The organism is Stenotrophomonas sp. SAM-B (genome assembly GCF_013387485.1).
Classification (GTDB): domain Bacteria; phylum Pseudomonadota; class Gammaproteobacteria; order Xanthomonadales; family Xanthomonadaceae; genus Stenotrophomonas; species Stenotrophomonas maltophilia_AA.
In genome coordinates this window covers 20224-47058 of sequence record NZ_JABBXB010000012.1, presented here as the reverse complement: position 1 = coordinate 47058, position 26835 = coordinate 20224, and the positions used below count along the sequence as shown (strand labels likewise).

The following is a 26835-nucleotide window of genomic DNA, read 5'->3' as shown; positions in this document are numbered from 1 at the left end:
AGCGGAACCAGCAGCGGGGGTCAGCCGCTCACGGTGGCCTTCCGCCCCGGCACCGCGCCCGCCATCCCGGAGAGAAGGACGGGGACGGGCCCGATGGCGGTGGCGGAAGACGCAGCACGGTCAGAACTTGTAGCGCAGGCCGAGGTAGTACTGGCGGCCGGTGTGGGTGTAGCGGTCCGGCAGCGACAGCGCCGAATCGACATAGCGCTCATCGGCGGTGTCGAGCAGGTTGATCGCCTCGAAGGTCAGCGAGAGATTCTTGTTGACCTTGTAGGACATGTTGAAATCCACGTTCTCCACGCTGTACTTGCCCTGCACATCGGCGGTGGCGAACGGATTGCCGTCCAGGTCCCACACGTTCTCCTGCGAGAGGATGGTGCTGATGTACGCATCGCGGTAGCTGGTGGAGACACGGGCGCTGAAGCGGCCGTCGTCGTAGTACAGCGTGGCGTTGTACGAGTTCGGCGAGAGGTTCAGCAGGTCGTTCTCGGTGTACGTGGTGACGATCGTGCTGCCGGTGCCGGAGCTGAACATGTATTTGATCTTGGACTCGACGTGCGTGTAGTTGAGCTGCACGCCGAAGTTGCGCCAGAAACCGGGCAGGAAGCTGAAAGGCTGCTGGTAGGACACTTCGTAGCCCTTGAGCGGGCCGCCCGGGGTGTTGAAGTAGCTCTGCACATTGAACACGGTGTCCGGGCTGAAGCCGGTCGGCAGCAGGTCCAGCGAGTACCCCATGTCTGCCCAGGTGGTGAGCAGGCGGGTACGCTGGACGTAGCTCTCGATGTCCTTGTAGAACAGCGCCGCCGACAGCAGCGCGCCTTCGTCGAAGTACCACTCCGCGCTCAGGTCGTAGTTGGTCGAGCGGAACGGGTCCAGCTTGGGATTGCCCAGGTTGATCGAGTAGCTGCGGTCGTCATCGAAGTACGCGGTGGGACCACCGCTGACACTCGGCGACAGGTTGGACAGGGTGGGGCGGGCCATGGTCTTGGCCGCGCCGAAGCGCAGCACGAAGGTATCGCTCAGGTCCCAGGCCAGGTTCAACGAGGGCAGCCAGTCGTCGTACTTGTGGCCGACCCGGGTGCCGACCTGCAGGCGCTCGCCGGGATCGGCGGTGGCGCTGGCTACCCCGAAGAACGGTTCGCAGGCCGAGGACAGATCGTTCGCGTTGGTGGCGGTACACGGCGCATAGCCATCGGCGGTGATGCGGGTCTGCACGTAGCGCACGCCGAGGTTGCCGCGGAACGCGCGGCCCAGCAGGTCGGTGTTGAAGTCCAGCTGCAGGTAGCTGCCGTAGCTCTTCTCGTTGACGTCGAAGTTGTTGTTGGACGCACCGAAATGGCCGACGCTGGCCAGGCGGTAGTCGCCGCCCAGCGCACCGGTGTCGCAGTTGCAGTAGATGTCCAGCAGCTTGGCGATCTGGTTGAAGTCCGGCACCAGCCAGGCGTTGGGCAGGTTGCCGTCCATGCCCTTGCCGAAGCCGCTCAGCGTGTCGCTCAGGTCCCCCACGGTCACACCGCCCGGCAGTGCCTGCGACAGGCGCCCGTAGCTGATGTTGCGGTACTCCTGCGTGCTCATGTCGTAGTCCTTGTAGGCCAGACCGCCGCGCAGGGTGAAGGTGGGATTGATGTCGAAGGTCAGGTCGACCTTGGCCGTGTCGAAGGCGTTGTCGACGTACTGCGGGTTCAAGCGCACTTCGCTGATGTTGCCGCCGCGCGCGGTGCCGTTGGCATTGACCGGGGTGCTGCCGTAGCCCAGCCACTTCCAGTTGTCGACCGCATTGAGATCGAACGGGAAGGACATCGCCGGCACCTTGCCGTTGCGCATGTCCAGCACGAAGCCAGCCAGGTTGCTGTTGTCGAAGCTGACCATCGAGAAGACCGGCCGCTCGTAGTTGGACTCGGAATGGCCGACCACCGCATCCAGGCGCACCGCATCGTTGAAGCGGTGTTCCAGGTTCAGGCTGAACTGCTTGAACTCGGTGCTCTCTTCGATCGCGGTGGATTCGGTGCGGAAGTCGACGTTGTCGAACACACCGTAGGTGAGGCGGTTCTGCTCATCGGCCTGCGCCTCGCGGACCACGATCTGGGTCTTGCCGCCGTACTGCGCGGTGCGGTGCAGGTTGGCGCCGATGGAGTCTTCGCGGACGTTCTTGTCGAGCTTGGAATACAGCATGTCCAGGTTCAACTGCGTGTCGTCGCTGACCTTGAACTGCAGCGCGCCGGTGACGCCCAGGCGCTCGATCTCGTGTTCGGTGCGGATGTAGCGCGGGTAGCGCGGAATCCACGCGTTGGTCGCGGTCTCATAGGCGGCGATGTTCCCGGCGGTCGCCGCGGGGCGATCCAGGCCGGGGCCGCAGTGGGTCGCATCGATGCCGTAGCTGCCCCAGCCGTTGCTGCGCGCCTGGTTGGCGGCGCTGCCGACACCGGCAGCGGTTTCATTGGCGAGCGGATTGCGCGGGGTCTGCGGGTCGTAGCCGGCCGGGCTGCAGAAGCCGTAGGTGCCGTTGTTGGCCGCGGTGCTCTGATTGGAGTTGCGGTAGTTGCCGTGCTCCCACCGGACCGGGTTGTAGCCTTCTTCGAAGATGGTGCGCTTGCTGTAGGCCACCGACATCAGCGCGCCTACCCGGCCATCGGCCCAGGTATTGCTGATCAGGCCGGAGATGCGCGGGTCCTTGTTCCTGGACAGCTCGTTGTAACCGTACTGGCCACCGAGCGAAGCCTGGAAGCCCTCGAAATCGAACGGGCGCGAACCGCGCAGATCGACCGTGGCGCCCAGTGAACCCTCGTCGGTCTGCGCCGACTGGGTCTTGTTGATCTTGACCCGGCTGAACAGCTCCGAGGCGAAGGTGTTGAAGTCGAAGCCGCGGCTGCGGTTGACCCCGGTGGTGCCGCTGCCTGCCGTGGACAGCGCTTCCAGACCGTTGATGCGCACGCGGGTGAAGTCCGAGCCCAGGCCGCGTACCGAGATCTGCTGGCCTTCGCCGCCTTCGCGGTCGATCGAGACGCCGGCGATGCGCTGCATCGACTCGGCCAGGTTCAGATCAGGGAACTTGCCGATGTCCTCGGCGTAGATCGCATCGACCTGCTCGACGCTGTAGCGCTTTTCATCCAGCGACTGCTGCAGGCTTTCGCGGTAGGTCGCTTTGACTTCGACCTTGTCCAGATCCACCGCGTTGAGCGCGGCAGCCTGTTCGGGTGTCTGCTGGGCAGCGGCGATGCCGGCCGCGCCCTGCAGCGCGAAGGCGATCGAAACCGCGAGTAAGGTAACCGGTGTCTTCCTGCGGATGTCCTGTCGTTCCATCGTGTGTAAGCCCCTCCCAGGGTTCGCCGCCATGCGACCGTGATGTTGATGAGTCATGACGTCCGGCCTCCTCCGGAGCGTCCATCGCGCGTGGCCGCGGTGACACCGCTGGTCATCCGAAACGTAACAAACCCTTCACGCGGCGGCATCTTGCGCCGCAGCAGCGCGTGCATGTGTTGGCGAGGGTCGGGGATGGCAACGATGGCGTCGCGCGCGCAGCCGGCGGCGTGATCGCTCACGCCGCCGGTGGGTAGTGCCGTTGAATCAGAACTTGTAGCGCACGCCGAGCAGGAACTGGCGGCCGGTTTCGGTGTATTGCAGCGGCAGCTGACCCGTCGCCGGCGAGTAGACCCACTCGTCGGAGGCTTCGTTGGTCAGGTTGATGCCTTCCAGGCTCAGCTCGAGCTGATCGCTGATCGTGTAGCGGATCGACGCATCCAGGACCGTGGTGCCGGTCATGCCGTGGTAGCCATCGATGTTGAAGCCGGTTTCGGTACCCGGTGCCTGGGTCAGGTAGTCATCGCGGTTGGTCGCCGAGACGCGGCCGGAGAAGACCTTCCCTTCGTAGAACAGGGTGGCGTTCCAGGACGACTTGGACAGACCGGTCAGGTCGGTCTTCATCACCGGCTGGCCGGCAGCATTGAGGTACTGGATCTGCGATTCCACCCAGGTGTAGTTCAACTGCACACCGAGATTGGACCACTTGCCCGGCAGGAAGGTGAAGGGCTGGGTGTAGTTGGCTTCCACGCCGTGCAGTTCGCCACCGGGGGTATTGACCGGTCGGCTGTAGGTGAAGTCATCGGCCGGCGAGGCACCGGTGCCGATCAGCAGCGAGGCGGGCAGGCCGCTGTCGGAGTACGGACGCACTTCGCGGGTGGTCTGCACGAAGCTCTCGATGTCCTTGTAGAAGAGGCCAATGCCGGCCATCGCGCCTTCGGCGAAGTACCACTCGAAGCCGAGGTCGACGTTGGTCGCGCGGATCGGTTCCAGGTCCGGGTTGCCGCTGGAGATGGTGCGTGCACCACCGGCCACGGCCACCGTGGCGCCAGGCGTCAGGCTGCCCAGGCCCGGGCGGCTCATCACCTTGGCCGCGCCGAGGCGGATCAGGAAGTCCGGGGTGACTTCCGCCACCAGGTTGAACGAGGGCAGGGTGTCGTTGTAGGTGCGGTTCTCCGTGGTGGAGACCGTGCCGGTGGCCAGCGTGGACAGGCCGGTGGAGCTCTGCTTGGTGCGCACGTAACGCACGCCCACGTTGCCCGACAGCGGCAGCGCGCCGATCTCGGTGGAGAACTCGCCCATCAGGTAGGCGCCGCGGTCCTTTTCTTCGACGCTGCGGACGTTGTTGGCGCGCGGGGCGACGGCGAAGATGCCGCTGTTGCTGTAGATGTCGAACTGATCGGCGATCGCGTTCAGATCCGGCACCACCCAGTTGGACGGGCTGCCGTTGATGCCTTTCAGGCCGGCCTGCTCGGTCATGTCCACCGGCACGATCTTGGTGCCGTCGGCGAAGTTGGGCACGGCCAGTTCGCTGGCGCGGCGCAGTTCGGTGGTCTTGAAGGTGTAGTCCTTGGCGAGCACGCCGCCCTTCAGGCGGAAGCCGGGGCTGATGTTCCAGTTGAAGTCGATCTGGCCGGTATCGAAGTCATTGTCCACGTACTGCGGACGCAGGCGGATTTCCGCCAGTTCCCAGCCCGCGGGGTTGGTCGGGTCGATGCCGTAGTTCAGCGTCGGGAACCGGCTGTTGCCCCGGTAGTCGTAGCTGTAATTGTCGACGTCGTACTTGTCCATGATGATCGTGGTCTGGACCGGGTTCTCGTGCTTGGAGCGCGAGATGCCGACCTTGCCGGACAAGGTGAAATCATCACCGAAGCGGTGCTGGCCGTTCAGGCTGAGCTGCTTGAACTCGGTGCTCCACTCGTCATGGCGGTTTTCGGTGCGGATATCGACATTGTCGAACTCGCCGTAGACCAGTGCGTTGTTCTCGATCACGCCGTTCTTGACGATCATCGCCGGCTTGCCGACCAGGCGCGGCGTGGTGCTGGTGCCACGGCTGAAGGAAATCGCCTCGATGTAGTGCTCGTCGCGGGTGGCGTCGATCTTCGAGTACAGCGCGTCCAGCGAGATCTCGGTGGCGTCGCTCGGCTTCCACTGCAGGGTGCCGGTCACGCCCAGGCGCTTCTGCTCATGCTCCATCTGCACATAGCGCGGGAAGCGCGGGTGGTAGACGTCGGCCGAGCGCGCGGCGGCGAACGGCGAGGCGGCGTTGAAGTTGCCGTTGCTCGGGCCGTTGGCCCAGCGGCCGGTGTTGGAGCCTTCTTCCAGCGCCTGGCGCTCGGAGTAGGCAACCGACAGCAACGCACCGAAGGTACCGTCGGCAAAGGTGTTGGAGATCAGCGCGGCCATGCGCGGGTCGGCCTTCTCGGCCATCGCGTTGTAGCCAGCCTGGCCGCTGGCGGCAAAGGTGAAGCCGTCATAGTCGAACGGGCGCGCGGTGCGCAGGTCGACCGTGGCACCCAGCGAGCCTTCCTCGACGTCCGCCGAGGCGGTCTTGCGCACCATCAGCTGCGAGAACAGGTCCGAGGCGAACACGTTGAAATCGAAGCCACGGCCACGGTTGGTGCCGCCGCTCTGGTCGCCGGCGCCGACGGTGGTCAGCGCTTCCATGCCGTTGATGCGCACGCGGGTAAAATCCGGGCCCAGGCCGCGCACCGAGATGTTGCGGCCTTCGCCGGCTTCGCGGGTGATGACCACGCCGGGGATGCGCTGCAGCGACTCGGCCAGGTTCAGATCCGGGAACTTGCCGATATCCTCGGCGACGATGGCGTCGACCACGCCGGCTTCGCCACGCTTGATGTCCAGCGCCTTCTCGACACTGGCGCGGTAGCCGGTGACGGTGACGGTATCCAGCTCGGTGGGGTTGGTGGTGCCCGCATCCTGGGCCAGCGCGGTACCACTCAGCGCCAGGCCGATCGACAATGCGAGCAGGGTAACCGGTGTCTTTTTCTGCGTGTTCTGGACTTGCATGTTTTCCCTCTCCCAAGGTGCTACATGAAACAGCTATCCAACGACATGTCAGTGCAATGACACCGCTGGTCAGGGCGGACGTTAACAGCCCGTTACTGATCCGGCATCTTGCACCGCAGCAGACTTTCAATGTCCCGCAGACGCTTGCAGGACAATGGTTCCGACATTCGGGACAGGTGGACGGGGCGGCGTCCATCGCTAGAATGACACCGCTAGCCATTGCTGCTGGACGTCCTCGCGGCGTCCGCGGCCCTCACAAGGATCCAGGACCATGAGTCGTGTTGTCTGTTTCGGAGAGTTGTTGCTGCGCATGAGCGCCCCCGGCCGTGAGCTGCTGCTGCAGCACCCGCAGTTGATGGTCCACGCGGGTGGCGCGGAGGCCAACGTCGGTGTCTCGCTGGCCCACCTCGGGCATGCGGTATCGGCGGTCAGCACGGTGCCGGCCAACCCGCTGGGCGAGTACGCACTGGGCGAACTGCGCCGGCATGGCGTGGACACCACGGCGGTGCGCCGCACCGACGGCCGCATGGGGCTCTATTTCCTGACCACCGGTGCGGTCCAGCGCGCGAGCGAAGTGGTCTACGACCGCGCCGACTCGGCCTTCGCCAACAGCAGCGCCGCCGATTACGACTGGGACACGCTGCTGGCCGGCGCCGACTGGCTGCACCTGTCCGGGGTCAGCCCGGCGCTCAACCCGGCCATGGCCCAGGCCACGCTGGCGGCGGCGCGTGCCGCCTGCGCGCGGGGCGTGAAGGTGTCGTTCGACGGCAACTTCCGGCCGTCGCTGTGGGCGCGCTGGCAGGGCGATGCGCCCGGCATCCTGCGCGAACTGTTCGCCTGCGCCGATCTGCTGTTCGCCGATTACCGCGACATCGGCGTGGTGCTCGGCGGCGGGTTCGAGCAGGCCGATGTGCGTGAGCGTGTCGATGCGGCCGCCGCACAGGCCTTCGCCGCGTTCCCGCGTCTGCAGTGGATGGCCTGCACCCAGCGCACCCCGCACAGCGTGGACAACCATGCACTCGGGGCGATGCTGGTCGGCCGCGATGGCACCCGCGCCGTGGCGCCGACCCGCGAGATGATCGGCATCGTGGACCGCATCGGCGGGGGCGATGCCTTCGCCGCCGGCATCCTGCATGGCATGATGCGCGGCTTCGCGCCGGACATGATCGTGCGCTTCGGCCTGGCCGCAGGCTGCCTGAAGCACTCGATCCCCGGCGACTTCAACCCTGTCAGCGAGGCTGACATCATGGCCCTCACGGGCGAGGAGCGATTCGATGTCCGGCGCTGATCCGCGCGTACGCGCAGTCCTGAAACTGGCCCCGGTGATTCCGGTGTTCACCCCGGAAAGCGTCGAGGACGCCGTCGAGGTCGCGCGTGCACTGTTCAACGGCGGCCTGCCGGTGATCGAAGTGACGCTGCGCACGCCGATGGCGATGGATGCGATCCAGGCGATGGTCGAGGCCGTACCCGATGCCGTGGTCGGCGCCGGCACCGTGCTGACCGCCGCGCAGATGGAGAAGGTCAAGCAGGTGGGCGGCCGCTTCGCGGTGTCGCCCGGCGCGACGCCGCGGTTGTACGCGGCCGCACGCGATACCGACCTGCCGTTCCTGCCGGGCGTGGCGACCTCCTCGGAGCTGATGCTCGGCCTGGAGCACGGCCTGGATACGTTCAAGTTCTTCCCGGCGGTGCAGGCCGGCGGCGCGGCCATGCTGTCGGCCTGGAACGGCCCGTTCGGCGATGTGCGGTTCTGTCCGACCGGCGGCATCAGCGCGCAGACCGCGCGCGATTTCCTGCACCTGCCCAACGTGCTGTGCGTGGGCGGTTCCTGGCTGACCACGCGGGCGCTGCTGCAGGCCAGGGACTGGGCCGGCATCGAGCAGCTCGCGCGCGATTCGGCCGCGCTGGTCGGCTGAGTCCGCATCGCCTGCCGCCTCAGTGGCGGCGGGCGGTCGCGCCGACGCGGCGATACAGGGTGCTGCGGCTGATGCCCAGCGCGCGTGCCGCCTGGGCAACATTCCCATTGCTGGCCCGCAGCGCGTCGCGCATCGCGGTTTCCGTCATCGCCTCCAGGCCCTCGGCCGTGGACGGCAGGACCGGCGCGCGCACGGTCTGCAGATAGGCGGGCAGCATGCCGTGCCGGATCTGCTCACCTGGATCACTCAGCGCCACCAGCGTGCGCAGGCAGGAACACAGCTGCCGTACATTGCCCGGCCACGTGTAACCCGCCAGCGCGTCGAGCGCGGCCGCCTCCAGCTGCCGGCCCTGGCCGAGCCTGTCCCACAGACCGCGCACCAGTGCCGCACGGTCGGCCTGCTCGCGCACGGCAGGCAGGCGCACGCTGTGGTCGGCGATGCGGTAGTACAGGTCGCTGCGGAATTCACCGGCGTCCATGGCCTGGTCGAGATCGCGGTGGGTGGCGCAGATCAGGGCGAAATCCAGCTGTACCGGTTTGCCGCCGCCCAGCGGTGACAGCGTGCGCTCCTGCAGCACCCGTAGCAGGCGCGGCTGCAGCGCCAGCGGCATGTCGCCGATTTCATCCAGGAACAGCACGCCGCCCTGCGCCTGGCGCAGCAGGCCGGTGTTGCCGCTCTTGCGTGCCCCGGTGAAGGCGCCTTCCTCGTAACCGAACAGTTCGGCTTCGATCAGGCCTTCGGGCAGCGCCGCGCAGTTCACCGCGACGAACGGCTTGTCGGCGCGTGCACTGCGCCGGTGCAGCTCACGCGCGAAGACCTCCTTCCCGGTGCCGGTCTCACCCTGCAGCAGCACGGGCAGCTGTGCGTCCAGCACGCGGCAGGCGCGGTCGAGCACCTGCTGCTGGGCCGCGTCGAACAGGGGCGTGGCATCGGCACGCACTGCGGCGGCGGCGGCACGCGCAGGGGCCGCCGGTGTCGGGCGGGCAGGCAGGGGCGAACGCACGCGGGTGCCGCCTGCCGGCCCCAGGTGCCCGTACAGCGCGCGCCCCTGGCGATCGACCAGCGCACCGTCATCGTGCAGCCGCGACAGCGGACCATCGAACAGCGCCTCGTAAGGCGCCCTGCCGATGTCGCCGTGGTCCAGACCGAACAGGGCCAGCCCGGCGCGGTTGGCGGCCACCAGGCGGCCATTGCGGAAGCCCAGCACGCCTTCGCGCGCGGTGCCCAGCAGGCCGGCGTCATGATGCAGGCGCACGACCTCGCAATCGCCCAGCCCCGCGTCGAAGTAGCGGTGCTCGATATGCGCCACCGCCTGCCGTGCCAGCACGCGCGCATGCAGGTGCTGCTGGCGCGCGTCGCCGGAGATGTCGAGCACGCCGACGCGCTGCCCGTAGGGATCGAAGATCGGCGTCGCCGAACAGGTCAGGATCGCGTGCGGGGCGAAGTAGTGCTCGCCGCCCCGGACCTCCACCGAGCGGCCTTCGACGATGGCGGTGCCGATCGCATTGGTGCCCACCGTGGTTTCGTCCCAGCGCACCCCCGGCATCAGCGCCACGCGCCCGGCCTTTTCGAGAAATCCCGGGTTGCCCTCGGCATCCAGAATCCAGCCGGCCTCGTCGGTCAGCAGCGCGATGCTGCCGGTCGCCGCGATGTCGGCCGCCAGCCCGTCCAGCTCCGGCCGCGCCAGCCGCCACAGCGTTTCCTGGCGCTGGCGCAGCTCGCGCAGGCGTGCGTCCGGTAGCGGTTCGACCTCCGGCTGCGCGTCCACCGACAGCCCGCCGCGCTGGCAGCGCTGCCAGGACTGCAGGATGGTGTCGGGCACGATCCCGACCGGCGCCGCGCCACGCTCGAAGAACGAGCGTCGTGCAGTGCCGACACGGTGCTGGAGCGGACGCTGGGACACCTGGATTCTCCAGTGTCGCAATCTGCGACAGTTGTAGCGGGGCCTGTTCCGATAAACACCACACCCGGCGTTACCGCGCAATGACCTGCCGTGGTGCACCGCATCAGTTTCCGTCCCGCTTTCCAATCGGCGCGCCGGGTCATGCCTTGCCGCACTGCACCACACCGAACCTGGCATCGTCCTTGCGGCAGGGGACAGACCCTTACCGGGCCTGTCCACTGCCATCCGGAGATGCACCCATGAATGCCGTCACGTCCGCCAAGCCGCACGCCACCGATCCGCAGTCCATCTTCAAGCCGCGCTACGGCAACTACATCGGCGGGGAGTGGGTGGCGCCGCGCAGCGGCCAGTACTTCGAGAACACCACCCCGGTGACCGGCAAGGTGTTCACCGAGGTCGCCCGCTCCAACGCCGAGGACATCGAAGCGGCGCTGGACGCTGCCCACGCGGCCAAGACCGCCTGGGGCCAGACCTCGACCACCGAGCGCGCCAACATCCTCAACAGGATCGCCGACCGCATCGAGGAGAACCTCGAGCTGCTCGCCCATGCCGAAACCTGGGACAACGGCAAGCCGATCCGCGAAACGCTCAACGCCGACGTGCCGCTGATGGCCGATCACTTCCGCTACTTCGCCGGCGCGGTACGCGCGCAGGAAGGCAGCCTGTCGGAGATCGACAAGGACACCATCGCCTACCATTTCCACGAGCCGCTCGGCGTGGTCGGGCAGATCATCCCGTGGAACTTCCCGATGCTGATGGCGGCGTGGAAACTGGCGCCCGCGCTGGCCGCCGGCAACTGCGTGGTGCTCAAGCCGGCCGAGCAGACGCCGGCCTCGATCCTGGTGCTGATGGAAGTGATCGGCGACCTGCTGCCCAAGGGCGTGCTCAACGTGGTCAACGGCTTCGGCGTGGAGGCCGGCAAGCCGCTGGCGTCCAACCCGCGCATCGCCAAGATCGCCTTCACCGGCGAGACCACCACCGGCCGCCTGATCATGCAGTACGCCAGCCAGAACCTGATTCCGGTGACGCTGGAACTCGGCGGCAAATCGCCCAACATCTTCTTCGCCGACGTGATGGCCGAGGACGACGATTTCCTCGACAAGGCCGTGGAAGGCTTCGTGCTGTTCGCGTTCAACCAGGGCGAGGTGTGTACCTGCCCCTCGCGCGCGCTGATCCAGGAATCGATCTACGAAGAATTCATGGAACGTGCGCTCAAGCGCGTGGCCGCGATCAAGCAGGGCAATCCGCTCGACCCCACCACCATGGTCGGTGCGCAGGCCTCCTCCGAGCAGCTGGAAAAGATCCTCTCCTACTTCGACATCGGCCGGCAGGAAGGCGCCGAGGTGCTGATCGGCGGCGAGCAGGCCACGCTCGAGGGCGACCTGGCCGGCGGCTTCTACGTGAAGCCGACCGTGTTCGAGGGCCACAACAGGATGCGCGTGTTCCAGGAAGAGATCTTCGGGCCGGTGGTCTCGGTGACCACGTTCAAGACCGAGGAAGAAGCCCTGGAGCTCGCCAACGACACGCTGTACGGCCTCGGTGCCGGTGTGTGGAGCCGGGATGCCTCGCGCCTGTACCGCATGGGCCGTGGCATCCAGGCCGGGCGCGTGTGGACCAACTGCTACCACGCCTATCCGGCCCATGCCGCATTCGGTGGCTACAAGCAGTCGGGCATCGGCCGCGAGAACCACAAGATGATGCTCGACCACTACCAGCAGACCAAGAACCTGCTGGTCAGCTACTCGCCCAGGAAGCTGGGCTTCTTCTGAGCCCCGGGCTTGATCCCGATCAAGGCGCCGGCATGCGGCCGGCGCCACAGTGCAGTCATTGGCAATCCACGGAGATCCACGCATGAACAAGACCATGAAGGCCGCTGTCGTCCGCGAATTCGGAAAGCCGTTGCGCATCGAGGAAGTCGAGGTGCCGCGTCCCGGCCCGGGCGACATCCTGGTGAAGATCGAAGCCTGTGGCGTGTGCCACACCGACCTGCATGCGGTCGACGGTGACTGGCCGGTCAAGCCCAACCCGCCGTTCATTCCCGGCCACGAGGGCGTCGGCCACGTGGTGGCGGTGGGTGCGGGTGTCAGCCACATCCGCGAAGGCGACCGCGTCGGCATCCCGTGGCTGTACTCGGCCTGTGGCTATTGCGAGCACTGCCTGGGCGGCTGGGAGACCCTTTGCGAGGCGCAGCAGAACACCGGCTACTCGGTGAACGGTGGTTTCGCCGAGTACGCGTTGGCCAACGCGGCGTATGTCGGGCTGCTGCCCAAGAGCGTGGGCTTCATCGAGGTCGCGCCGATCCTGTGCGCCGGCGTCACTGTCTACAAGGGCCTGAAGGTCACCGATACGAAGCCGGGCCAGTGGGTGGTGATTTCCGGCATCGGCGGGCTGGGCCACATGGCCGTGCAGTACGCCAAGGCGATGGGCCTGAACGTGGCCGCGGTGGATATCGACGACGGCAAGCTCGCCCTGGCCGAGCGGCTCGGTGCGACGATCACCGTCAACGCGCGCAACACCGATCCGGCGGCGTTCCTGAAGAAGGAGATCGGCGGGGCGCATGGGGCACTGGTCACGGCCGTCTCGCCGAAGGCCTTCGAGCAGGCACTGGGCATGGTCCGCCGCGGTGGCACGGTCTCGTTGAACGGCCTGCCGCCGGGCAACTTCCCGCTGGATATCTTCGGCATGGTGCTCAACGGCATCACCGTGCGTGGCTCGATCGTCGGCACCCGCCTGGACCTTCAGGAATCGCTGGAGTTCGCCGAGCAGGGCAAGGTCGCCGCCACGGTCACCAGCGATTCGCTGGAGAACATCAACGACATCTTCGCGCGCATGCAGGCCGGCAAGATCGAAGGCCGCGTGGTGCTGGACATGAGCGCGTAAACGGCGCCGCGTTGCCGTCCTGCGCCGCTTCCCCTCTCCCGGTGGCAGCAGGACGGCAGCGCCGGTTCTTCCGTCCTGCCGGCCACTCGCCGGCGCCCAGGGTGCCCCCCCGATCATGACCGACCTACCGCTCCAGGTAATGGCCACGCTCCCGGCCCTGCAGCTGATCGAGACACTGCAGGCCCGCCACGGCGACCTGCTGTTCCACCAGTCCGGTGGCTGCTGCGACGGCTCCTCGCCGATGTGTTTCGCCCAGGGCGATTTCATCGTCGGCGACCGTGACGTGCGCATGGGCGAGATCGGCGGGGCGCCGTTCTACATCAGTCCCTCGCAGTTCGAGTACTGGAAGCACACCCAGCTGATCATCGACGTGGTGCCCGGCCGCGGCGGCATGTTCTCGCTGGAGAACGGCGAGGGCGTGCGCTTCCTGGTCCGCTCGCGGCTGTTCAGTGATGACGAGTTCGCCCAGCTCAAGGCGGCCGGCCGGGTCTGAAACACGCCGCGGCAACCCGTCCATAATGGTGGCTCTCCCGCCGTGATGTCGCCGCCATGCCTGTGTGGTCCGCCCTGAAAAATCCGCTGCTGTCCGTGCTCGCCGTCGTGTTCGCGTTCGCGGTGATGGTGCTGGTCAACAGCGTCGGTTCCTGGCTGGTGCCGTTGCTGCGCATTCCGCCCGGCGGAGAAACCCAGCTGGCCTGGGACCTGGCCTGGACGATCCTCAGCGGCATCGCTGCGATCGCCTTCGCCAGCCGTTATGCGCCCACCTGGCCGCGTGTGCACGGCGGCGTGGTGTGGGCGGTGATCGCGGCCGCATCGATCTATACCGCCTGGGATTTCGGCAGCGACTTCCCGTTCTGGTTCGTGGTGATCCTGCTGGTCTCGCTGCCGGTGCAGGCCCTGCTCGGCCTGTGGCTGGGCACACGGTTCCGGCCAGGGCGCGCCTGATCAGCTGCCGCGCAGTACCTGCTTCACCTGCTCGATGCCCTCCCACGGATCCTGCTTCAACCGCTCCGCGCGCTGCAGCGCCTTCGCCAGCGGGAAGGCGTCCGGCGCCGTGACGCGGCCCAGCTCTTCCCAGCGCAGGGGTACCGCCACGCCGGCACCCGGCCGCGCCCGCAGCGACCACGAACTCACACTGGTGGCGCCGCGCGCATTGCGCAGCCAATCGATGAAAATCACTCCATCGCGCTTGGCCTTGCTCATCGTCGCCACGTAGCGGTCCGGTGCCTGGGTGGCCATGGCCTGCGCGAACGCCTCGCAGAAGTCCTTGGCCTGGGCCCAGTCAGCCTTGGGCTGCAAGGGCACCACCACGTGCACGCCCTTGCCGCCGGAGAGCCGGACGAAACTCTCCAATCCGGCTTCCTGCAGGCGCGCGCGCACGTCGCGTGCGGCGGCCTTGATCTGCGTCCAGTTCACGCCTTCACCCGGATCCAGATCGAACACCAGCCGGTCCGGATGTTCGGGGCCATCGACGGTCGCGCCCCAGGGATGCAGCTCCAGGGTGTTCATCTGCACCAGCTGCAGCAGCCCCTCCACATCCTCGATGTAGAGGTAATCCTCGCGCCCGCTTTTCTGTTCCAGCGGGATCGCCTTGACCGCGCCGCCCAGGCCGGTGCCATGGTGTTTCTGGAAGAAGCAGGGCTTGTCCACGCCGTCCGGGCAGCGCAGCACCGACAGCGGACGGTGCGCGACCTCGGGCAGGATCCAGCGCGCCATGCGGCGGTAGTAGTCGGCCACCTCGCCCTTGGTGATCTTCGCCTTGGCGAACACCACGCGTTCGGGATGGCTGATCGTCACGGTGCTCTCTTCCTGCGCAGCTGCGGCCTGCTTCCGGCCGCTGGTTTTCGCCGCCGGGGCGGAGGCGGACGCAGCGGCGGTAGTGACGTTGGCTGCCGCGCCCAGATCCTTCGGCTGTTTGTCTTCGCGCAGGCGCTTGAAGCTGGCCTGGCGCAGCAGGCCTTCCTTCGCCCAGCCGCGGAAGGCGACTTCCGCGACCAGCACCGGCTTCACCCAGTGCACGCTGCGCGCGGTGAACGGCACGTGCGAGGGCAGTTCGACCACCGCGTCCTTCACGGTCAGCGGCGTCAGTTGCTTCGTCAGCGCGCGCAGCGCCGCATCATCGAAACCCGTGCCTACCCGGCCGACATAGCGCAGCCCGCCCTTGGCCGGCGTGGCCATCAGCAGCGAGCCGAAGCCACTGCGCGATCCCTTGGGCTCGGTGTAACCGACAATGAGGAACTCATCGGTGTTCTCGTGCTTGATCTTGATCCAGTCGCGCGAGCGCGCGTTGACGTAGGGCGCGTCGATCCGCTTGCTGATGATGCCTTCGAAGCCGGCTTCGCCACTGGCGGCGAACACCGCCGGGCCGTGGTCGCGCACGTGGTCGCTGTAGGCCAGGGTGTCCGGCTTGCTGCCCAGCAGGTCCTTGAGCAGCGCCTTGCGCTCCAGCAGGGGCACGCGGCTGACATCCACCCCGGCGATGCCGGGCATGTCGAACACCACGTAGCGCAGCGGCTGCTTCGCGGTGCCGTCGATGACCTTCTGCAACGCGGTGAAATCACTGCGGCCCTGCGCATCCAGCACCACCAGCTCACCGTCCAGGCGCAGATCGCGCACCGGCAGCCGCTCGATCGCCTGCACCACTTCCGGGAAATCGTCCGTCCAGTTGAGGCCACCGCGCGAGCGCAGCGCAACCACGCCCTCGCGCACGTCGGCCAGCAGGCGGTAGCCGTCCCATTTGATCTCGTGCAGCCACTGCTCGCCGTCCGGCGCGCTGGCACGGTGATCGGTCAGCTGCGGCTTGAAATCATGCGGGTAGGGCCTCTCGCGTGCGCCTTCAAGCGCGAGCGCGCGTTTGGACCAGCGCGCGTCGGCCTTGCGTGCGGCGCCGTTCCTCACAGGCTTGGCGGGTGCGGTCTTCTTTGCCGGGGTCGCCTTCTTCGTGTTGGCCGCGGCGGCCTTCTTCGTGCCCGCGCGCTTGGCCGCTGTCGGCGGCCCCTCCAGCAGATCATCGGCCTCCATGTCCCTCGCCTCTTCGTCATCGCGTTTGATCAGCAGCCACTGGTGCTGCTTGCCCTTCATCGCGGTGCGCACCAGCTTCCAGCCGCCTTTCAGCCGCTCGCCGTGCAGCACGAAGTCCACCTTGCCAGCCGCGATCGCCTCCAGCGGATCGCCATCGCAGGCCCAGGTACCGTGGTCGTAGACATCCACGTGCCCCGCACCGTAATGACCGCTGGGGATATCACCGGCAAAGGTGGCATAGGACAGGGGATGGTCCTCCACCTCCACCGCGAGCCGCTTCTCGCCGACACGCAGCGAGGGGCCCTTCGGCACCGCCCAGCTCTTGAGCACGCCATCGGCTTCCAGCCGGAAGTCGTAGTGGCGCGAGCTGGCATGGTGCAGCTGCACGACGAAGATCGGTCGCCGCGCCGGTGCACCGCGACGCTCGGCGTCCGGCTCGGGAGTGCCGTCGAAGCGGCGTTTGCGGCGGTACTCCTGCAGGGACATGCGCGCTTACCCGGCTTTGCGCGCGGGCGCGCGCTTGGTTGTCTTTTTGGCTGCCTTGCCCGCTGTCTTGGTCGCCTTCTTCGCGGCAGTGGGTTTGGCGACCTTGGCCGTGGCCTTCTTCGCCGGTGTCTTCCTGGCCGCCGGCGTGCGCTTCTTGGCATCCAGGCTCTTCTGCAGCAGCGACATGAAGTCGACTACGTTGGTCGCATCGTCCTCGCGCGGAACCGGCTCTTCCTCCACCTTGGTGGTGCCGCCCTTGGCCTTGATCCGCTTCTTCAGCAGCGTGTGCAGGCGCTCGCGGAACTCATCGTGGTACTCGTCCGGCTTCCATTCGCCGGACATCGACTCGATCAGCTGCTCGGCCATGGCGGTTTCCTTGCTGTTGATGCGGTATTCGGACAGGCTGCCACTGGGCAGCTTGTAGTCTTCCGGGTCCACCAGTTCCTGCGGATAGCGCAGGATCATCAGCACCAGCGCATCGCCATGCGGCATCACCGCGCACAGGTACTCGCGGGTGCGCACCACCACCCGTGCGATGCCGACCTTGCCGGTGCTGCGCAGCGTTTCGCGCAGCAGCACGTAGCCTTTCTCGGCTTTCTTGGCGGGCACCAGCAGGTAGGGCTTCTCGTAGTAGCGCGGATCGATCGTGCCGGCATCGACGAAGGTCTCCACCTCGACCGCCTCATGGCTCTCCGGTGCGGCCGAGCGGATATCGTCTTCCTCCAGCACGACGTAGCTGCCCTTGTCGTATTCGTAGGCTTTGACGATGTCCTTCCACGGCACTTCCTCGCCGGTGTCGGCGTTGACGCGCTCGAAGCGGATCGGTTTGCGGTCGCGCGAATCGAGCATCCGGAAGTGCAGATCGACGTTGCGTTCGCCGGACATCAGCGACACCGGGACATTGAGCAGCCCGAATGACAGCGTGCCGGTCCAGATCGGTCGGGCCATGGTGGCGCCACTCCAACACTACAGGGAGGGCAGCTGTACCGCGCGGCACGTGAAACGCCCGTGTCCGGCCTGTGCAGGCCGGCTGCACGGCACTGCTACTGCAGCAGGCCGTGCACCGCCGCCGCCGGCATGTGGTCCAGCGCCAGCCAAGCATCCTCGACCACAGCCCGCGCCTGCGGCCAGCCCAGCCGGGATTGGCCGCGCATCTGCTCCCAGTGCTCGGCCAGCTCGCCATCGGTGTCGTCGGCGCCGCGCGGCCAGTCGGCGTAATGCGTGGTCAGCGCGAAGGCATAGGCCGGGTAGAGGTCACGCCAGCTGCGGCGGCCGTGGCTGCGGCGCTGCTCGTAATCGCTGCGCATGTACTGCAGGTAGTCCTGTGCGATCGCCTGCGCGTCCTCGGCGCGGTCGCGGCGCGCACGGCGCCCGCTCCGTTCCGGCTGCAGGTAGGCGTTGAACAACGCGGGTGCGGCACGGCGGTCCAGGCGGGGCATGACACGACTCCGACAGCGGTGGGGCAGGCAGGAATAGACCCGCCGCCGTTATCCAGCCGTGACAGATTCGTTGCTGCAACGGGATTCGCGGCGACTTCACCCGCCGCGCGCTGTAGTGGAGCGCACCGTTACTGGAGAACTCCCATGCCACGCGATCCCCTGCGCGACGCCACCGCCCCGGTCCCCGGCGAGCAGCGCGCCAAACATGACAACCAGGATGCCGAAGACCGCGGCGCCGGCATGTCCGTGCCCGACGACACACCCGATCACCTGCCGGTGGCGGTCACCCCGGACCCCGTCCCGCGCGACCGCAAGGATTCGGCCGCCAGTGAGAAGGGCCCGGCCGGTCATCACCGCCGCGAAGATGAATACCAGCGCCGCCAGCGCAAGGAACACGCCAGCGACAACCAGGACGAGGCGCTGGAAGAGACCTTCCCGGCGAGCGACCCGACCTCACCGTTCGTGCCCGCCAAGCCGCCCCGTTAGGTCACGGCGCCCACTGCCACTGCAACCCCACGTTGTAGCGGCGGTCCGGGCCGGGTTCGAAGAAGCGCTGGTTGCCGTCGTTGACGATCACCGAGCCGATGTAACGCTGGTCCAGCGCATTGTCGATCCGCGCGAAGGCCCGCAGCGTGCCCTGCGCGGTGGTCCAGCGCCGCGACAGTTCCAGATTCAGCAGCGCGTAGCCCGGTGCGATGTCGGTGGCCAGGTCGTTGACCACGGTGTCGCTGGAGGCCACGACCTCGGCCGCCCACTGCCACGGGCCCGGCCGGTACTGCACCCGCGCGTTCCACTGCTGCCTGGGCACGCCCGGCAGGCGTGAACCGGCCGTCACCGTGTTGCAGCCCGTGGCCGCGCACAGCGCATACGGGTCGCGCACGGTGGCCTCGATCCAGGTGTAGGCCAGCGAGAGATCCGCCTGCGTGCCCAGCGGCTGCACGACGCTGGCCTCCGCGCCCTGGCGGCGGGTGCGGCCGATGTTGCGGTAGGTGCTGCGGCCGCCGCTGTTGCTGGCCACGGCCAGCTCGTCATCGGTATCGGCGCGGAACAGCGCGGCCTCGACCTGCGCGCCACTCTGCCCATGCCATTTGCTGCCGACTTCCAGGTTGCGGCTGCGGGCCGCAGAGAGATCCAGCGCCAGCCCGGCCTGGCCATCGGCGCGGTAGCCCAGCTCGTTGAAGGTCGGGGTTTCAAAGCCACGGCCGGCCGAGGCGTACAGCCGCCAGGCATCGCTGGCACGGAACACCACCCCGGCCACCGGCGTGGTCGCCTCGTAACGCCGCGAACCGCTGTCGTCCGGATTTCCGGCGGTGATGTAGTGGTCGTTGGAGCGGAAACGGACCGTGCTGTGGCGCACACCGAGCAGCAACGACCAGCGCGGCGCCCACTGCCACCACGCCTGGGCGAACTGGTCCACGTTCTCGACCCGGTCGCTCTGGTCACGGCGCAGGCGGCCCTTGATGCCCACCTGGTCGCCCACGAAGTTCTCGTAACCGTTGCGATCCTGCTGCTGACGGTCGGCATTGGCGCCGATCACCACGTCCAGCGGGCGCCCGGCCCAGTCGCCCCGCCAGGCCCAGCGCGCGTCGACACCGCCGTAGGCCCCGTCCAGGTCGATCACCCCGCCGGCATGCAGCGGATTGGCCTGCGGCCCCGGCGGGATCGCCAGGTATTGCTCGACACTTCGCTGACCGGCATAGCCCATCGCACGCCACGTCTGCGCGCCTTCCGTTCGGGTGAACACCAGCCCGGCCTGGGCCTGGCGCACGGATTTGCGGGTGTTGTACTGGGTGGCCACGGCGGTGGCCTGGCGCGGGTTCTCGCGCACCTGGGCGCGGGTCAGGCCGAGCGGATCCTGCGCATCGGGTGCATCGAAGTAGTTCAGCACCAGATCAAGCTGGCCGCCACCGACATCGGTGCCGAGACGGGCGTTGACCGACTCGCGCCGGGCCCGGCTGTGGTCGCGCCAGCCATCGGTGCGGAAGTGGTTGGCGGCCACGTTGTAGCGGATCGGTCCCTGCACGCCGCGCAGCTGGGCGCCGGCGCTCACGGTGTTGTCGCTGCCGGTATCCACCCGCAGGCGCCACGGGTCGCCTTCGGCGCCGTCCGCGCTCCAGACCTGGACCACGCCGCCGGAGGAGTTGCCGTACAGCGCCGAGAACGGCCCGCGCAGCACTTCCACGCGCTGCGCCGAGAGCAGGCTGGCGTGGGAGAGCTGGCCCTGGCCGTCGGGCATGGTGGCCGGTACACCGTCCACCAGCACCCGCACGCCGCGCACGCCGAAGGTCGAGCGCGCGCCGAAACCGCGGATCGAGAGCTGGGTATCCTGCGCGTAGTTCTGACGATCGCGGGCAACCACCCCGGGAATGCCGTTGAGCGCCTCGGAGAGCTGGGCCAGCGGTCCGGTACGGTCCTCGTCCACCCAGACTGTGGTCAGCGAGGCCGGCAGGTCGATATCGGCCACCTGTGCCACGCGCGCGGCCTGGACCTGCACGGTGGGCAGCCGCTCGACCGGCGCGGGCGGGGCGGGGGTGTTCTGGGCCTGCGCCAGCGATGGCAGCAACACGGCCGAGGCCAGCGCACAGTGGCGGGCCAGCGGGGTAAGACGGAGCATGCGGGGCGGGATCCTCGGTGAATGGGCGTGCCGCACGCCATGGTACGGAAGCGGACGTGACGACAGCCTCGGCGCCCTCGGCGGGGCTTTGTTACGATGGGTCGGTTTTGGCTGATTCTGCCGCCAGATCCGCGTCGCGCCACCCTCCCCCTTCCGTCATCCGAATGAGTACCGCCGTGTCCTTCTTTGCAAATGTGGAACTGGTCCCAGGCGACCCGATCCTGGGCCTGACCGAGGCTTACAACGCCGACAGCCGCCCGATCAAGGTCAACCTGGGCGTGGGCATCTATTACGACGAGAGCGGCCGCATCCCGCTGCTCCGCGCCGTGAACACGATCGAACAGCAGCTGGCCAATGACGCCAAACCGCGCGGCTACCTGCCGATCGACGGCCTGCCGGCCTACAACCAGGCCACCCGTGAGCTGGTCTTCGGCAAGGATTCGCCGCTGCTGGCCGCCGGCCGCGTGGCCACCTCGCAGACCATCGGCGGCAGCGGTGCGCTGCGCGTCGGCGCGGACCTGCTGCACAAGCTGCTGCCGCACGCCACCATCGCGATCAGCAACCCGAGCTGGGAAAACCATCGCGCGGTGTTCGGCGCGGCCGGCTTCGACGTGGTCGATTACACCTACTTCGATGCCGCCACGCATGGCGTGGACTTCGACGGCATGCTCGCCGACCTCGGCAAGCTGCAGCCGGGCACCGTGGTGCTGCTGCACGCGTGCTGCCACAACCCGACCGGTGCCGACCTCACCGTCGCGCAGTGGAAGCAGGTGGCCGAGCTGTTGAAGGACCGCCAGCTGTTCCCGTTCATCGACATGGCCTACCAGGGCTTCGACAAGGGCATCAGCGAAGACGGCGCCGCCGTGCGCATCATCGCCGAGGCCGGCATCGACAGCTTCGTGGTCGCCAATTCGTACTCCAAGTCGTTCTCGTTGTATGGCGAGCGCATTGGCGCACTGTCGGTGGTCGCCCCGGACGCGAACGCGGCCAAGGCCGTGCAGTCGCAGGTCAAGCGCATCATCCGCACGATCTACTCCAGCCCGTCCAACCACGGTGCGGCACTGGTGTCCGGCGTGCTCAACAGCGTCGAGCTGCGCCAGGTGTGGGAAGCGGAACTGACCGAGATGCGTGAGCGCATCCACGCCCTGCGCCATGGCCTGGTGGAGAACCTGGTCGCCGCCGGCGCACCGGAGTACGCCTTCATCAACGACCAGGCCGGCATGTTCTCGTACTCGGGCCTGAGCCGCGCCCAGGTGGACCGCCTGCGCGACGAGTTCGCGATCTACGCCGTCGGCACCGGCCGCATCTGCGTGGCCGCACTGAACCAGGGCAACCTGGCATACGTGGCCAAGGCCGTGGCGACCGTCAGCAAGGGCTGAGCGATATCGCCCCTGTGAAGCAGAACGGCCGCCCTGCGCGGCCGTTCTGCCATGTGGCGCCGCCCGCGCCTCGTAATGGCTCCAGCGAAGGGCGACAATAGGCGCTTCTCCTCTGAAGGCCGCCTGATTCCATGTCCCAGACGTCGCTGACCCGCTATCTGATCGAAGAGCAACATGCCGGCCGCATCAACGCCGATCTGCGCCAGCTGATCGCTGTCGTCGCCCGCGCCTGCACCAGCATCTCCATCGCGGTCAGCAAGGGCGCGCTGGGCGGTGTGCTCGGCGAAGCCGGTACCGGCAACGTGCAGGGCGAGGCGCAGAAGAAGCTGGACGTGATCAGCAACGAGATCCTGCTGGAAGCCAACGCATGGGGCGGCCACCTGGCCGCCTGCGCCTCGGAAGAGATGGATCACTGCCAGCCGGTGCCCGACACCTACCCGCGCGGTGACTTCCTGCTGCTGTTCGATCCCCTCGATGGCAGCTCCAACATCGACGTCAACGTGTCGGTCGGCACCATCTTCTCGGTGCTGCGCTGCCCGCCGGGCACCGAGCAGACCAACGATGCCAGCTTCCTGCAGCCGGGCACCGCGCAGGTCGCGGCCGGCTACTGCATCTACGGGCCGAGCACGCAGATGGTGCTCACCGTCGGCCACGGCACGCATGCGTTCACCCTGGACCGCGAGAAAGGCGAGTTCGTGCTGACCACGCCGGACATGCAGATCCCGGCGGACACCCAGGAATTCGCGATCAACATGTCCAACCAGCGGCATTGGGAAACGCCGATGCAGGGCTACGTGCAGGACCTGCTGGCCGGCAAGGAAGGCGCGCGCGGCAAGAACTTCAACATGCGCTGGATCGCCAGCATGGTGGCCGACGTGCACCGCATCCTGACCCGCGGCGGCATCTTCATCTATCCGTGGGACACGAAGGATCCGTCCAAGGCCGGCAAGCTGCGCCTGATGTACGAAGCCAACCCGATGGGCCTGCTGGTCGAGCAGGCCGGCGGCGCTGCCACCACCGGCCGCGAGCGCATCCTCGACATCCAGCCCGACCAGTTGCACCAGCGCGTGCCGGTGTTCCTCGGCTCGCGCAACGAGGTGGAAGAAGCCACCCGTTACCACCGCGAACACGACAGCGCGGCGGGTTGATTTCCTACACAGGGCTGGCCGATCGGTCAGCCCTGTTGTTACGTGGGAACGGCGTGACATCGGCCACGGCAGCGGTCACCATCGGCCACTCGTGCCCACGGACGACCCCATGACTGCCGACGCGCCGCTCGATTTCATCGAAGTAATCCACAACGCCGTCCCCAACGAGGTCTGCGCGGCCCTGCGGGCCCAGATGCGATCCAGTACGCAGTTGCAGCCGGGCGAAGTGGGCAGCGGCGTGTTCCCGGAACTCAAGCACAGCAAGGATCTGCGGATCAGCGGGCGCCCCGAGTGGCGGCAGGCGGAAGCGGTGCTGCAGCAGGCGGTTTTCAAGGGTTTGCTGACTTATCTACGCCGTTATCCACAGGCCCTGATCTCGCCGTTGATGTTGCAGATCCAGGACAGCCAGGGCCAGCCGCGCCGGTTGGCGGCCGAGGATTTCCCCGACATGGACGACGCCGCGTTGTCCGATCTGGCCCGCACCTGCCTGCGCCCGGGTGCCATCAATCTGCAATGGTATGCAGCGGGCGAGGGCGGCTATCCGTACTGGCACTGCGAGCTGTATCCACGCGATCCAGCCGGCGAAACACTGCACCGCCATCTGCTGTGGACGCTCTACCTCAACGACGATTTCGACGCCGGCGAAACCGAGTTCCTGTTCCAGGGCCGCAAGGTCGCGCCGCGCACGGGCAGCCTGTTGATCGCACCGACCGCGTTCACCCATACGCATCGGGGCAACCGGCCGCAGGGCGGGGACAAGTTCATTGCGACGAGCTGGATTCTTTTCCAGAGTGCGCAGAAATTGTTTGGTGGGAATTGATCAGCGCGCCAACACCAGCAACACAGCGCCGACAACCACCACCACGGCCAACACCATCACCGTGATCAGCACAGTGCGGCCGGTGCGCTTCGCTTTCGCCTTCAACCCGGCCAGCACGTCCAGATCCAGATAGAGACGATCAGCGCCGGCGTCGCGGATGACGCCGTTGTCGCGGTAATACTTCAGCGGCACCTGCAATGCGGGGTCGATGGTGTCGGCCGCGATCGCGCTCTGCGGAGACAGCGCCTGGCGTCCAGTAAAGTGTGCGATCACGGCGTCGCGCTGCTGCTGCACCGCTGCGGTGATGGCGGCATTGATCGCGATGCTGGCCGCGTTGGACGCGGCCGAGGTGGCTGCCGATGACATGTGGTTCCCCCCTGGATATCCGATGTGGACGTCAGACCACCGCGGCGCGGTGCCTGGACCCGATTGTTGGGCGGGCGCGTCCCAAAGTCCATCGGGGCGCGGGTTAGAACAGCGAGCCTTGGGGTGAGTCCACCCGCGGCGGCAGCGGCCGCAGGAAGCGGGTGCAGTCCAGTTTCGGCCAGTGGCTGTTCTGCGCGTCGAAGCCCAGGCGCTTGCGGGCCAGCTTGAAGCGGTTGGACAGCAGATCCGCGTACACGCCTTCGCCGCGCATGCGCGTGCCGAACTGGCTGTTGTAGTCCTTGCCGCCGCGCAGCTGGTTGATGGTGCTCATCACGTGCGTGGCGCGGTCCGGGTGGTGGGTGTCGAGCCAATCGCGGAACAACGGTGCCACTTCCAGCGGCAGGCGCAGCAGCACGTAGCCGGCGGTGGACGCACCGGCATCACGGGCAGCCTCGAGAACAGCTTCCAGTTCGGCATCGTTGATCCACGGGATCACCGGCGCGACCATCACCCCGACCGGGATGCCGGCATCGCTCAGGCGACGCATCGCGCGCAGCCGTGCATGCGGGGCCGAGGCACGGGGTTCCAGCCTGGCGGACAGGTGCGGGTCCAGCGAGGTCACCGAGAAGTGCACGCTGACCAGCTGCTTTTCGGCCAGCGGCGCGAGCAGGTCGATGTCACGCTCGACCAGCGCGTTCTTGGTGATCAGCGAGAACGGGTGCTGGGTCTCCAGCATCACCTCGATCAGCTGGCGCGTCAGTTTGAGCTTGCGCTCGATCGGCTGGTAGGCATCGGTATTGATACCCAGCGCGATCGGCTGTGGCACGTACCCGGGCCGCGAGAACTCCTTGCGCAGCAACTGCGGGGCGTTGGTCTTGGCGAACAGCTTGGTCTCGAAGTCCAGACCGGGCGAGAGATTGAGATAGGCGTGCGAGGGCCGGGCGAAGCAGTACGAGCAGCCATGTTCGCAGCCTCGATAGGGATTGACCGACTGGCTGAAGCCGACATCCGGCGACTTGTTGCGGCTGATGATGCTGCGCGCGGTTTCGGCGCGTACTTCGGTGCGCAGGCGCGGCGCGGCGAACTCCTCGCTCTCGTCCGGCGCCCAGCCGTCGTCCATCGCTTCGCTGACGGTGACCTCGAAGCGGCCCGCCAAGTGCGTGCTGGAGCCCCGGCCTTTGATCGCAATACCCATGATCAAAGGCTATCGCCGCGAGGTCTCAGGGAATGAGACGTCGCGGCGTCGGAACGGCGGAGATAGGAGATTTCCATGGTTAGTAGTATTACTAACCACAGGGGCAATTGGAAGTGAAACCCGCGCCAGGCAAGGGTCGCCGGGGGTGGGGGCCGAATTGATCCCCAAAATTATCCACAGGGTCTGGGCGGGTGCCTGGCGTGCCATGTCACCAGGCGGCTGAGCCGACCAACGGTCGGCTGCTACCGGATGCGGGGCCCTTACGCGGCGGGGATACGCGCCGCATCAGAGCAGCCGCAGATATCCCTTCACCGTGGCGTCCAGCCCGGCGTACAGCGCCTCGCTGATCAGGGCATGGCCAATCGAGACCTCCAGCACGTCGGGCACCGCCTGCAGGAACGCCGCCAGGTTGTCCTGCGACAGGTCGTGCCCGGCGTTGACGCCCAGGCCGGCCGCCTGCGCGCGGCGGGCGGCATCCGCGAACAGCGCCAGCATGGCCGTGGCGTCGCCGGCGGCATGCGCCTCGGCATAGGGGCCGGTGTAGAGCTCCACGCGGTCGGCACCGATCGCCGCAGCCTGGGCGATGTCGGGGTTTCCCGCATCCACGAACAGGCTGACCCGGCAGCCGTACGTCTTCAGCTCGGCGATCAGCGGGCGCAGGCGCTGCGCATCACGGCCGAAATCGAAGCCGTGGTCGGAAGTGAGCTGGCCGTCGCCATCGGGCACCAGGGTGGCCTGGGCGGGGCGGGTCTGCGCGCACAGCGGCAGCAGCCCGGGATAGCCCTCACGCGGGGGCGCGAACGGGTTGCCCTCGATGTTGAACTCCACGCCGCGCTCGGTCGTCAACGCGGACAGCGCGAGCACATCCTCGGCGTGGATGTGGCGACGGTCCGGGCGCGGGTGCACGGTGATGCCGTGCGCGCCGGCGTCCAGGCAGGCACGGGCGGCCTGCAGCACGTCCGGGTCCGCACCGCCGCGCGAGTTGCGCAGGACGGCGATCTTGTTCACGTTGACGCTGAGTTGGGTCATGGCACTACGAGGGGTCGGATTCACCCTGAGCGGTCGGGGTGCGCGCCTGGAGGGCGAGCTCCCGCAGCCGACGGAGTTCGTTGGGATCGGTGATGGCCGCACGGGTGGGCTGCACATCGCCGAAGCGGGCCACGTAGAGGCCGCGGACCCACGCCAGCAGGAACACCAGGGTGCCCAGCAGCGACAGCGCCATCAGCCCCATGTGGGGGGTCTTGAGCGCCATGCCGAAACAGGCCAGCGCGAACAGCAGAAACAGCCAGTACATGTCGTTCTCCCCGATTGACCGGGCCAGTGTAGCGCTGGCGCCCGGTGTGGTTC

21 protein-coding genes are annotated in these 26835 nt (G+C 67.4%); 10 read left to right on the top strand and 11 right to left on the bottom strand.

Translation table 11 applies throughout. The annotated features are described in order from the left end of the window. Positions 1-120 precede the first annotated feature (120 nt). Together HH110_RS17140 and HH110_RS17135 are read right to left on the bottom strand one after the other, a co-directional pair. A complete protein-coding gene (locus tag HH110_RS17140) occupies positions 121-3300 on the bottom strand; it encodes a TonB-dependent receptor (RefSeq protein ID WP_176990775.1) in 3180 nt (1059 codons plus the stop codon). Positions 3301-3564: 264 nt separating this feature from the next. After that, positions 3565-6324: a TonB-dependent receptor gene (locus HH110_RS17135; protein ID WP_176990774.1), complete on the bottom strand. Its 2760-nt coding sequence runs from the start codon at positions 6322-6324 to the stop codon at positions 3565-3567. A 271-nt stretch (positions 6325-6595) separates the two neighbouring features. On the opposite strand from HH110_RS17135, the gene HH110_RS17130 reads away from it, so the two are divergent. Both HH110_RS17130 and eda read left to right on the top strand, forming a co-directional pair. Beyond that, positions 6596-7612: a sugar kinase gene (locus HH110_RS17130; RefSeq protein ID WP_176990773.1), complete on the top strand. Its 1017-nt coding sequence runs from the start codon at positions 6596-6598 to the stop codon at positions 7610-7612. Continuing rightward, complete coding sequence (gene eda, locus HH110_RS17125) at positions 7599-8237, top strand: bifunctional 4-hydroxy-2-oxoglutarate aldolase/2-dehydro-3-deoxy-phosphogluconate aldolase (protein WP_176990772.1); 639 nt, start codon at positions 7599-7601, stop codon at positions 8235-8237. The genes HH110_RS17130 and eda overlap by 14 nt, the downstream gene beginning before the upstream one ends. 19 nt (positions 8238-8256) lie before the next feature. Here the strand turns inward: eda and HH110_RS17120 are convergent, their stop codons facing one another. Beyond that, a complete protein-coding gene (locus HH110_RS17120; protein ID WP_176990771.1) occupies positions 8257-10140 on the bottom strand; it encodes a sigma 54-interacting transcriptional regulator in 1884 nt (627 codons plus the stop codon). A 239-nt stretch (positions 10141-10379) separates the two neighbouring features. On the opposite strand from HH110_RS17120, the gene adh reads away from it, so the two are divergent. The 4 genes from adh (at position 10380) to HH110_RS17100 (ending at position 13965) form a co-directional block, all read left to right on the top strand. Continuing rightward, positions 10380-11909 carry an aldehyde dehydrogenase gene (gene adh, locus HH110_RS17115; protein WP_176990770.1) on the top strand — a complete coding sequence of 510 codons (1530 nt, stop codon included), beginning with the start codon at positions 10380-10382 and terminating at the stop codon, positions 11907-11909. Positions 11910-11991: 82 nt separating this feature from the next. Then, positions 11992-13020 (top strand): alcohol dehydrogenase AdhP, encoded by a 1029-nt coding sequence (adhP, locus tag HH110_RS17110; protein WP_176990769.1) that lies wholly within the window; start codon positions 11992-11994, stop codon positions 13018-13020. Positions 13021-13135: 115 nt separating this feature from the next. Then, complete coding sequence (locus tag HH110_RS17105) at positions 13136-13513, top strand: DUF779 domain-containing protein (protein ID WP_176990768.1); 378 nt, start codon at positions 13136-13138, stop codon at positions 13511-13513. 56 nt (positions 13514-13569) lie between these two features. Next, positions 13570-13965 (top strand): hypothetical protein, encoded by a 396-nt coding sequence (locus HH110_RS17100; protein WP_176990767.1) that lies wholly within the window; start codon positions 13570-13572, stop codon positions 13963-13965. On the opposite strand, the gene ligD is transcribed toward HH110_RS17100, so the two are convergent. The 3 genes from ligD to HH110_RS17085 all read right to left on the bottom strand — a co-directional run bounded on the left by ligD (position 13966) and on the right by HH110_RS17085 (position 17966). Continuing rightward, a complete protein-coding gene (ligD, locus tag HH110_RS17095) occupies positions 13966-16527 on the bottom strand; it encodes a DNA ligase D (protein ID WP_176990766.1) in 2562 nt (853 codons plus the stop codon). It lies immediately after the preceding gene. A gap of 6 nt (positions 16528-16533) precedes the next feature. After that, positions 16534-17475, bottom strand: coding sequence for a Ku protein (locus HH110_RS17090; protein ID WP_176990765.1), 942 nt, complete (start codon positions 17473-17475; stop codon positions 16534-16536). A gap of 95 nt (positions 17476-17570) precedes the next feature. After that, positions 17571-17966 carry a hypothetical protein gene (locus HH110_RS17085; protein WP_176990764.1) on the bottom strand — a complete coding sequence of 132 codons (396 nt, stop codon included), beginning with the start codon at positions 17964-17966 and terminating at the stop codon, positions 17571-17573. Between the two features lie 144 nt (positions 17967-18110). Between HH110_RS17085 and HH110_RS17080 the strand changes: the two genes are divergently transcribed. Beyond that, a complete protein-coding gene (locus HH110_RS17080) occupies positions 18111-18452 on the top strand; it encodes a hypothetical protein (protein WP_176990763.1) in 342 nt (113 codons plus the stop codon). Position 18453: 1 nt separating this feature from the next. Here the strand turns inward: HH110_RS17080 and HH110_RS17075 are convergent, their stop codons facing one another. Beyond that, positions 18454-20580, bottom strand: a complete 2127-nt coding sequence (locus HH110_RS17075) for a TonB-dependent receptor (protein WP_176990762.1) — start codon at positions 20578-20580, stop codon at positions 18454-18456. A gap of 176 nt (positions 20581-20756) precedes the next feature. Here HH110_RS17075 and HH110_RS17070 point away from each other — a divergent pair, with 176 nt between their 5' ends. From HH110_RS17070 to HH110_RS17060, 3 genes are all read left to right on the top strand, one after another. Further along, entirely contained in the window at positions 20757-21959 is a 1203-nt protein-coding gene (locus HH110_RS17070; protein ID WP_176990761.1) for an aromatic amino acid transaminase, read from the top strand. Positions 21960-22090: 131 nt separating this feature from the next. After that, positions 22091-23107, top strand: coding sequence for a class 1 fructose-bisphosphatase (locus HH110_RS17065; RefSeq protein WP_176990760.1), 1017 nt, complete (start codon positions 22091-22093; stop codon positions 23105-23107). 109 nt (positions 23108-23216) lie between these two features. After that, a complete protein-coding gene (locus HH110_RS17060) occupies positions 23217-23927 on the top strand; it encodes a 2OG-Fe(II) oxygenase (RefSeq protein ID WP_176990759.1) in 711 nt (236 codons plus the stop codon). Here the strand turns inward: HH110_RS17060 and HH110_RS17055 are convergent, their stop codons facing one another. The 4 genes from HH110_RS17055 to HH110_RS17040 form a co-directional block, all read right to left on the bottom strand. Then, on the bottom strand, positions 23928-24293 hold the full coding sequence (locus HH110_RS17055; protein ID WP_176990758.1) for a hypothetical protein: 366 nt from the start codon (positions 24291-24293) through the stop codon (positions 23928-23930). Between the two features lie 103 nt (positions 24294-24396). Next, entirely contained in the window at positions 24397-25488 is a 1092-nt protein-coding gene (locus HH110_RS17050; protein ID WP_176990757.1) for a PA0069 family radical SAM protein, read from the bottom strand. Between the two features lie 285 nt (positions 25489-25773). Next, the gene (locus HH110_RS17045; RefSeq protein ID WP_176990756.1) at positions 25774-26517 is read right to left on the bottom strand and encodes a pyridoxine 5'-phosphate synthase; all 744 of its coding nucleotides are present in this window, start codon (positions 26515-26517) and stop codon (positions 25774-25776) included. A 4-nt stretch (positions 26518-26521) separates the two neighbouring features. Then, positions 26522-26782 carry a hypothetical protein gene (locus tag HH110_RS17040; RefSeq protein ID WP_019184059.1) on the bottom strand — a complete coding sequence of 87 codons (261 nt, stop codon included), beginning with the start codon at positions 26780-26782 and terminating at the stop codon, positions 26522-26524. Positions 26783-26835: the final 53 nt, after the last annotated feature.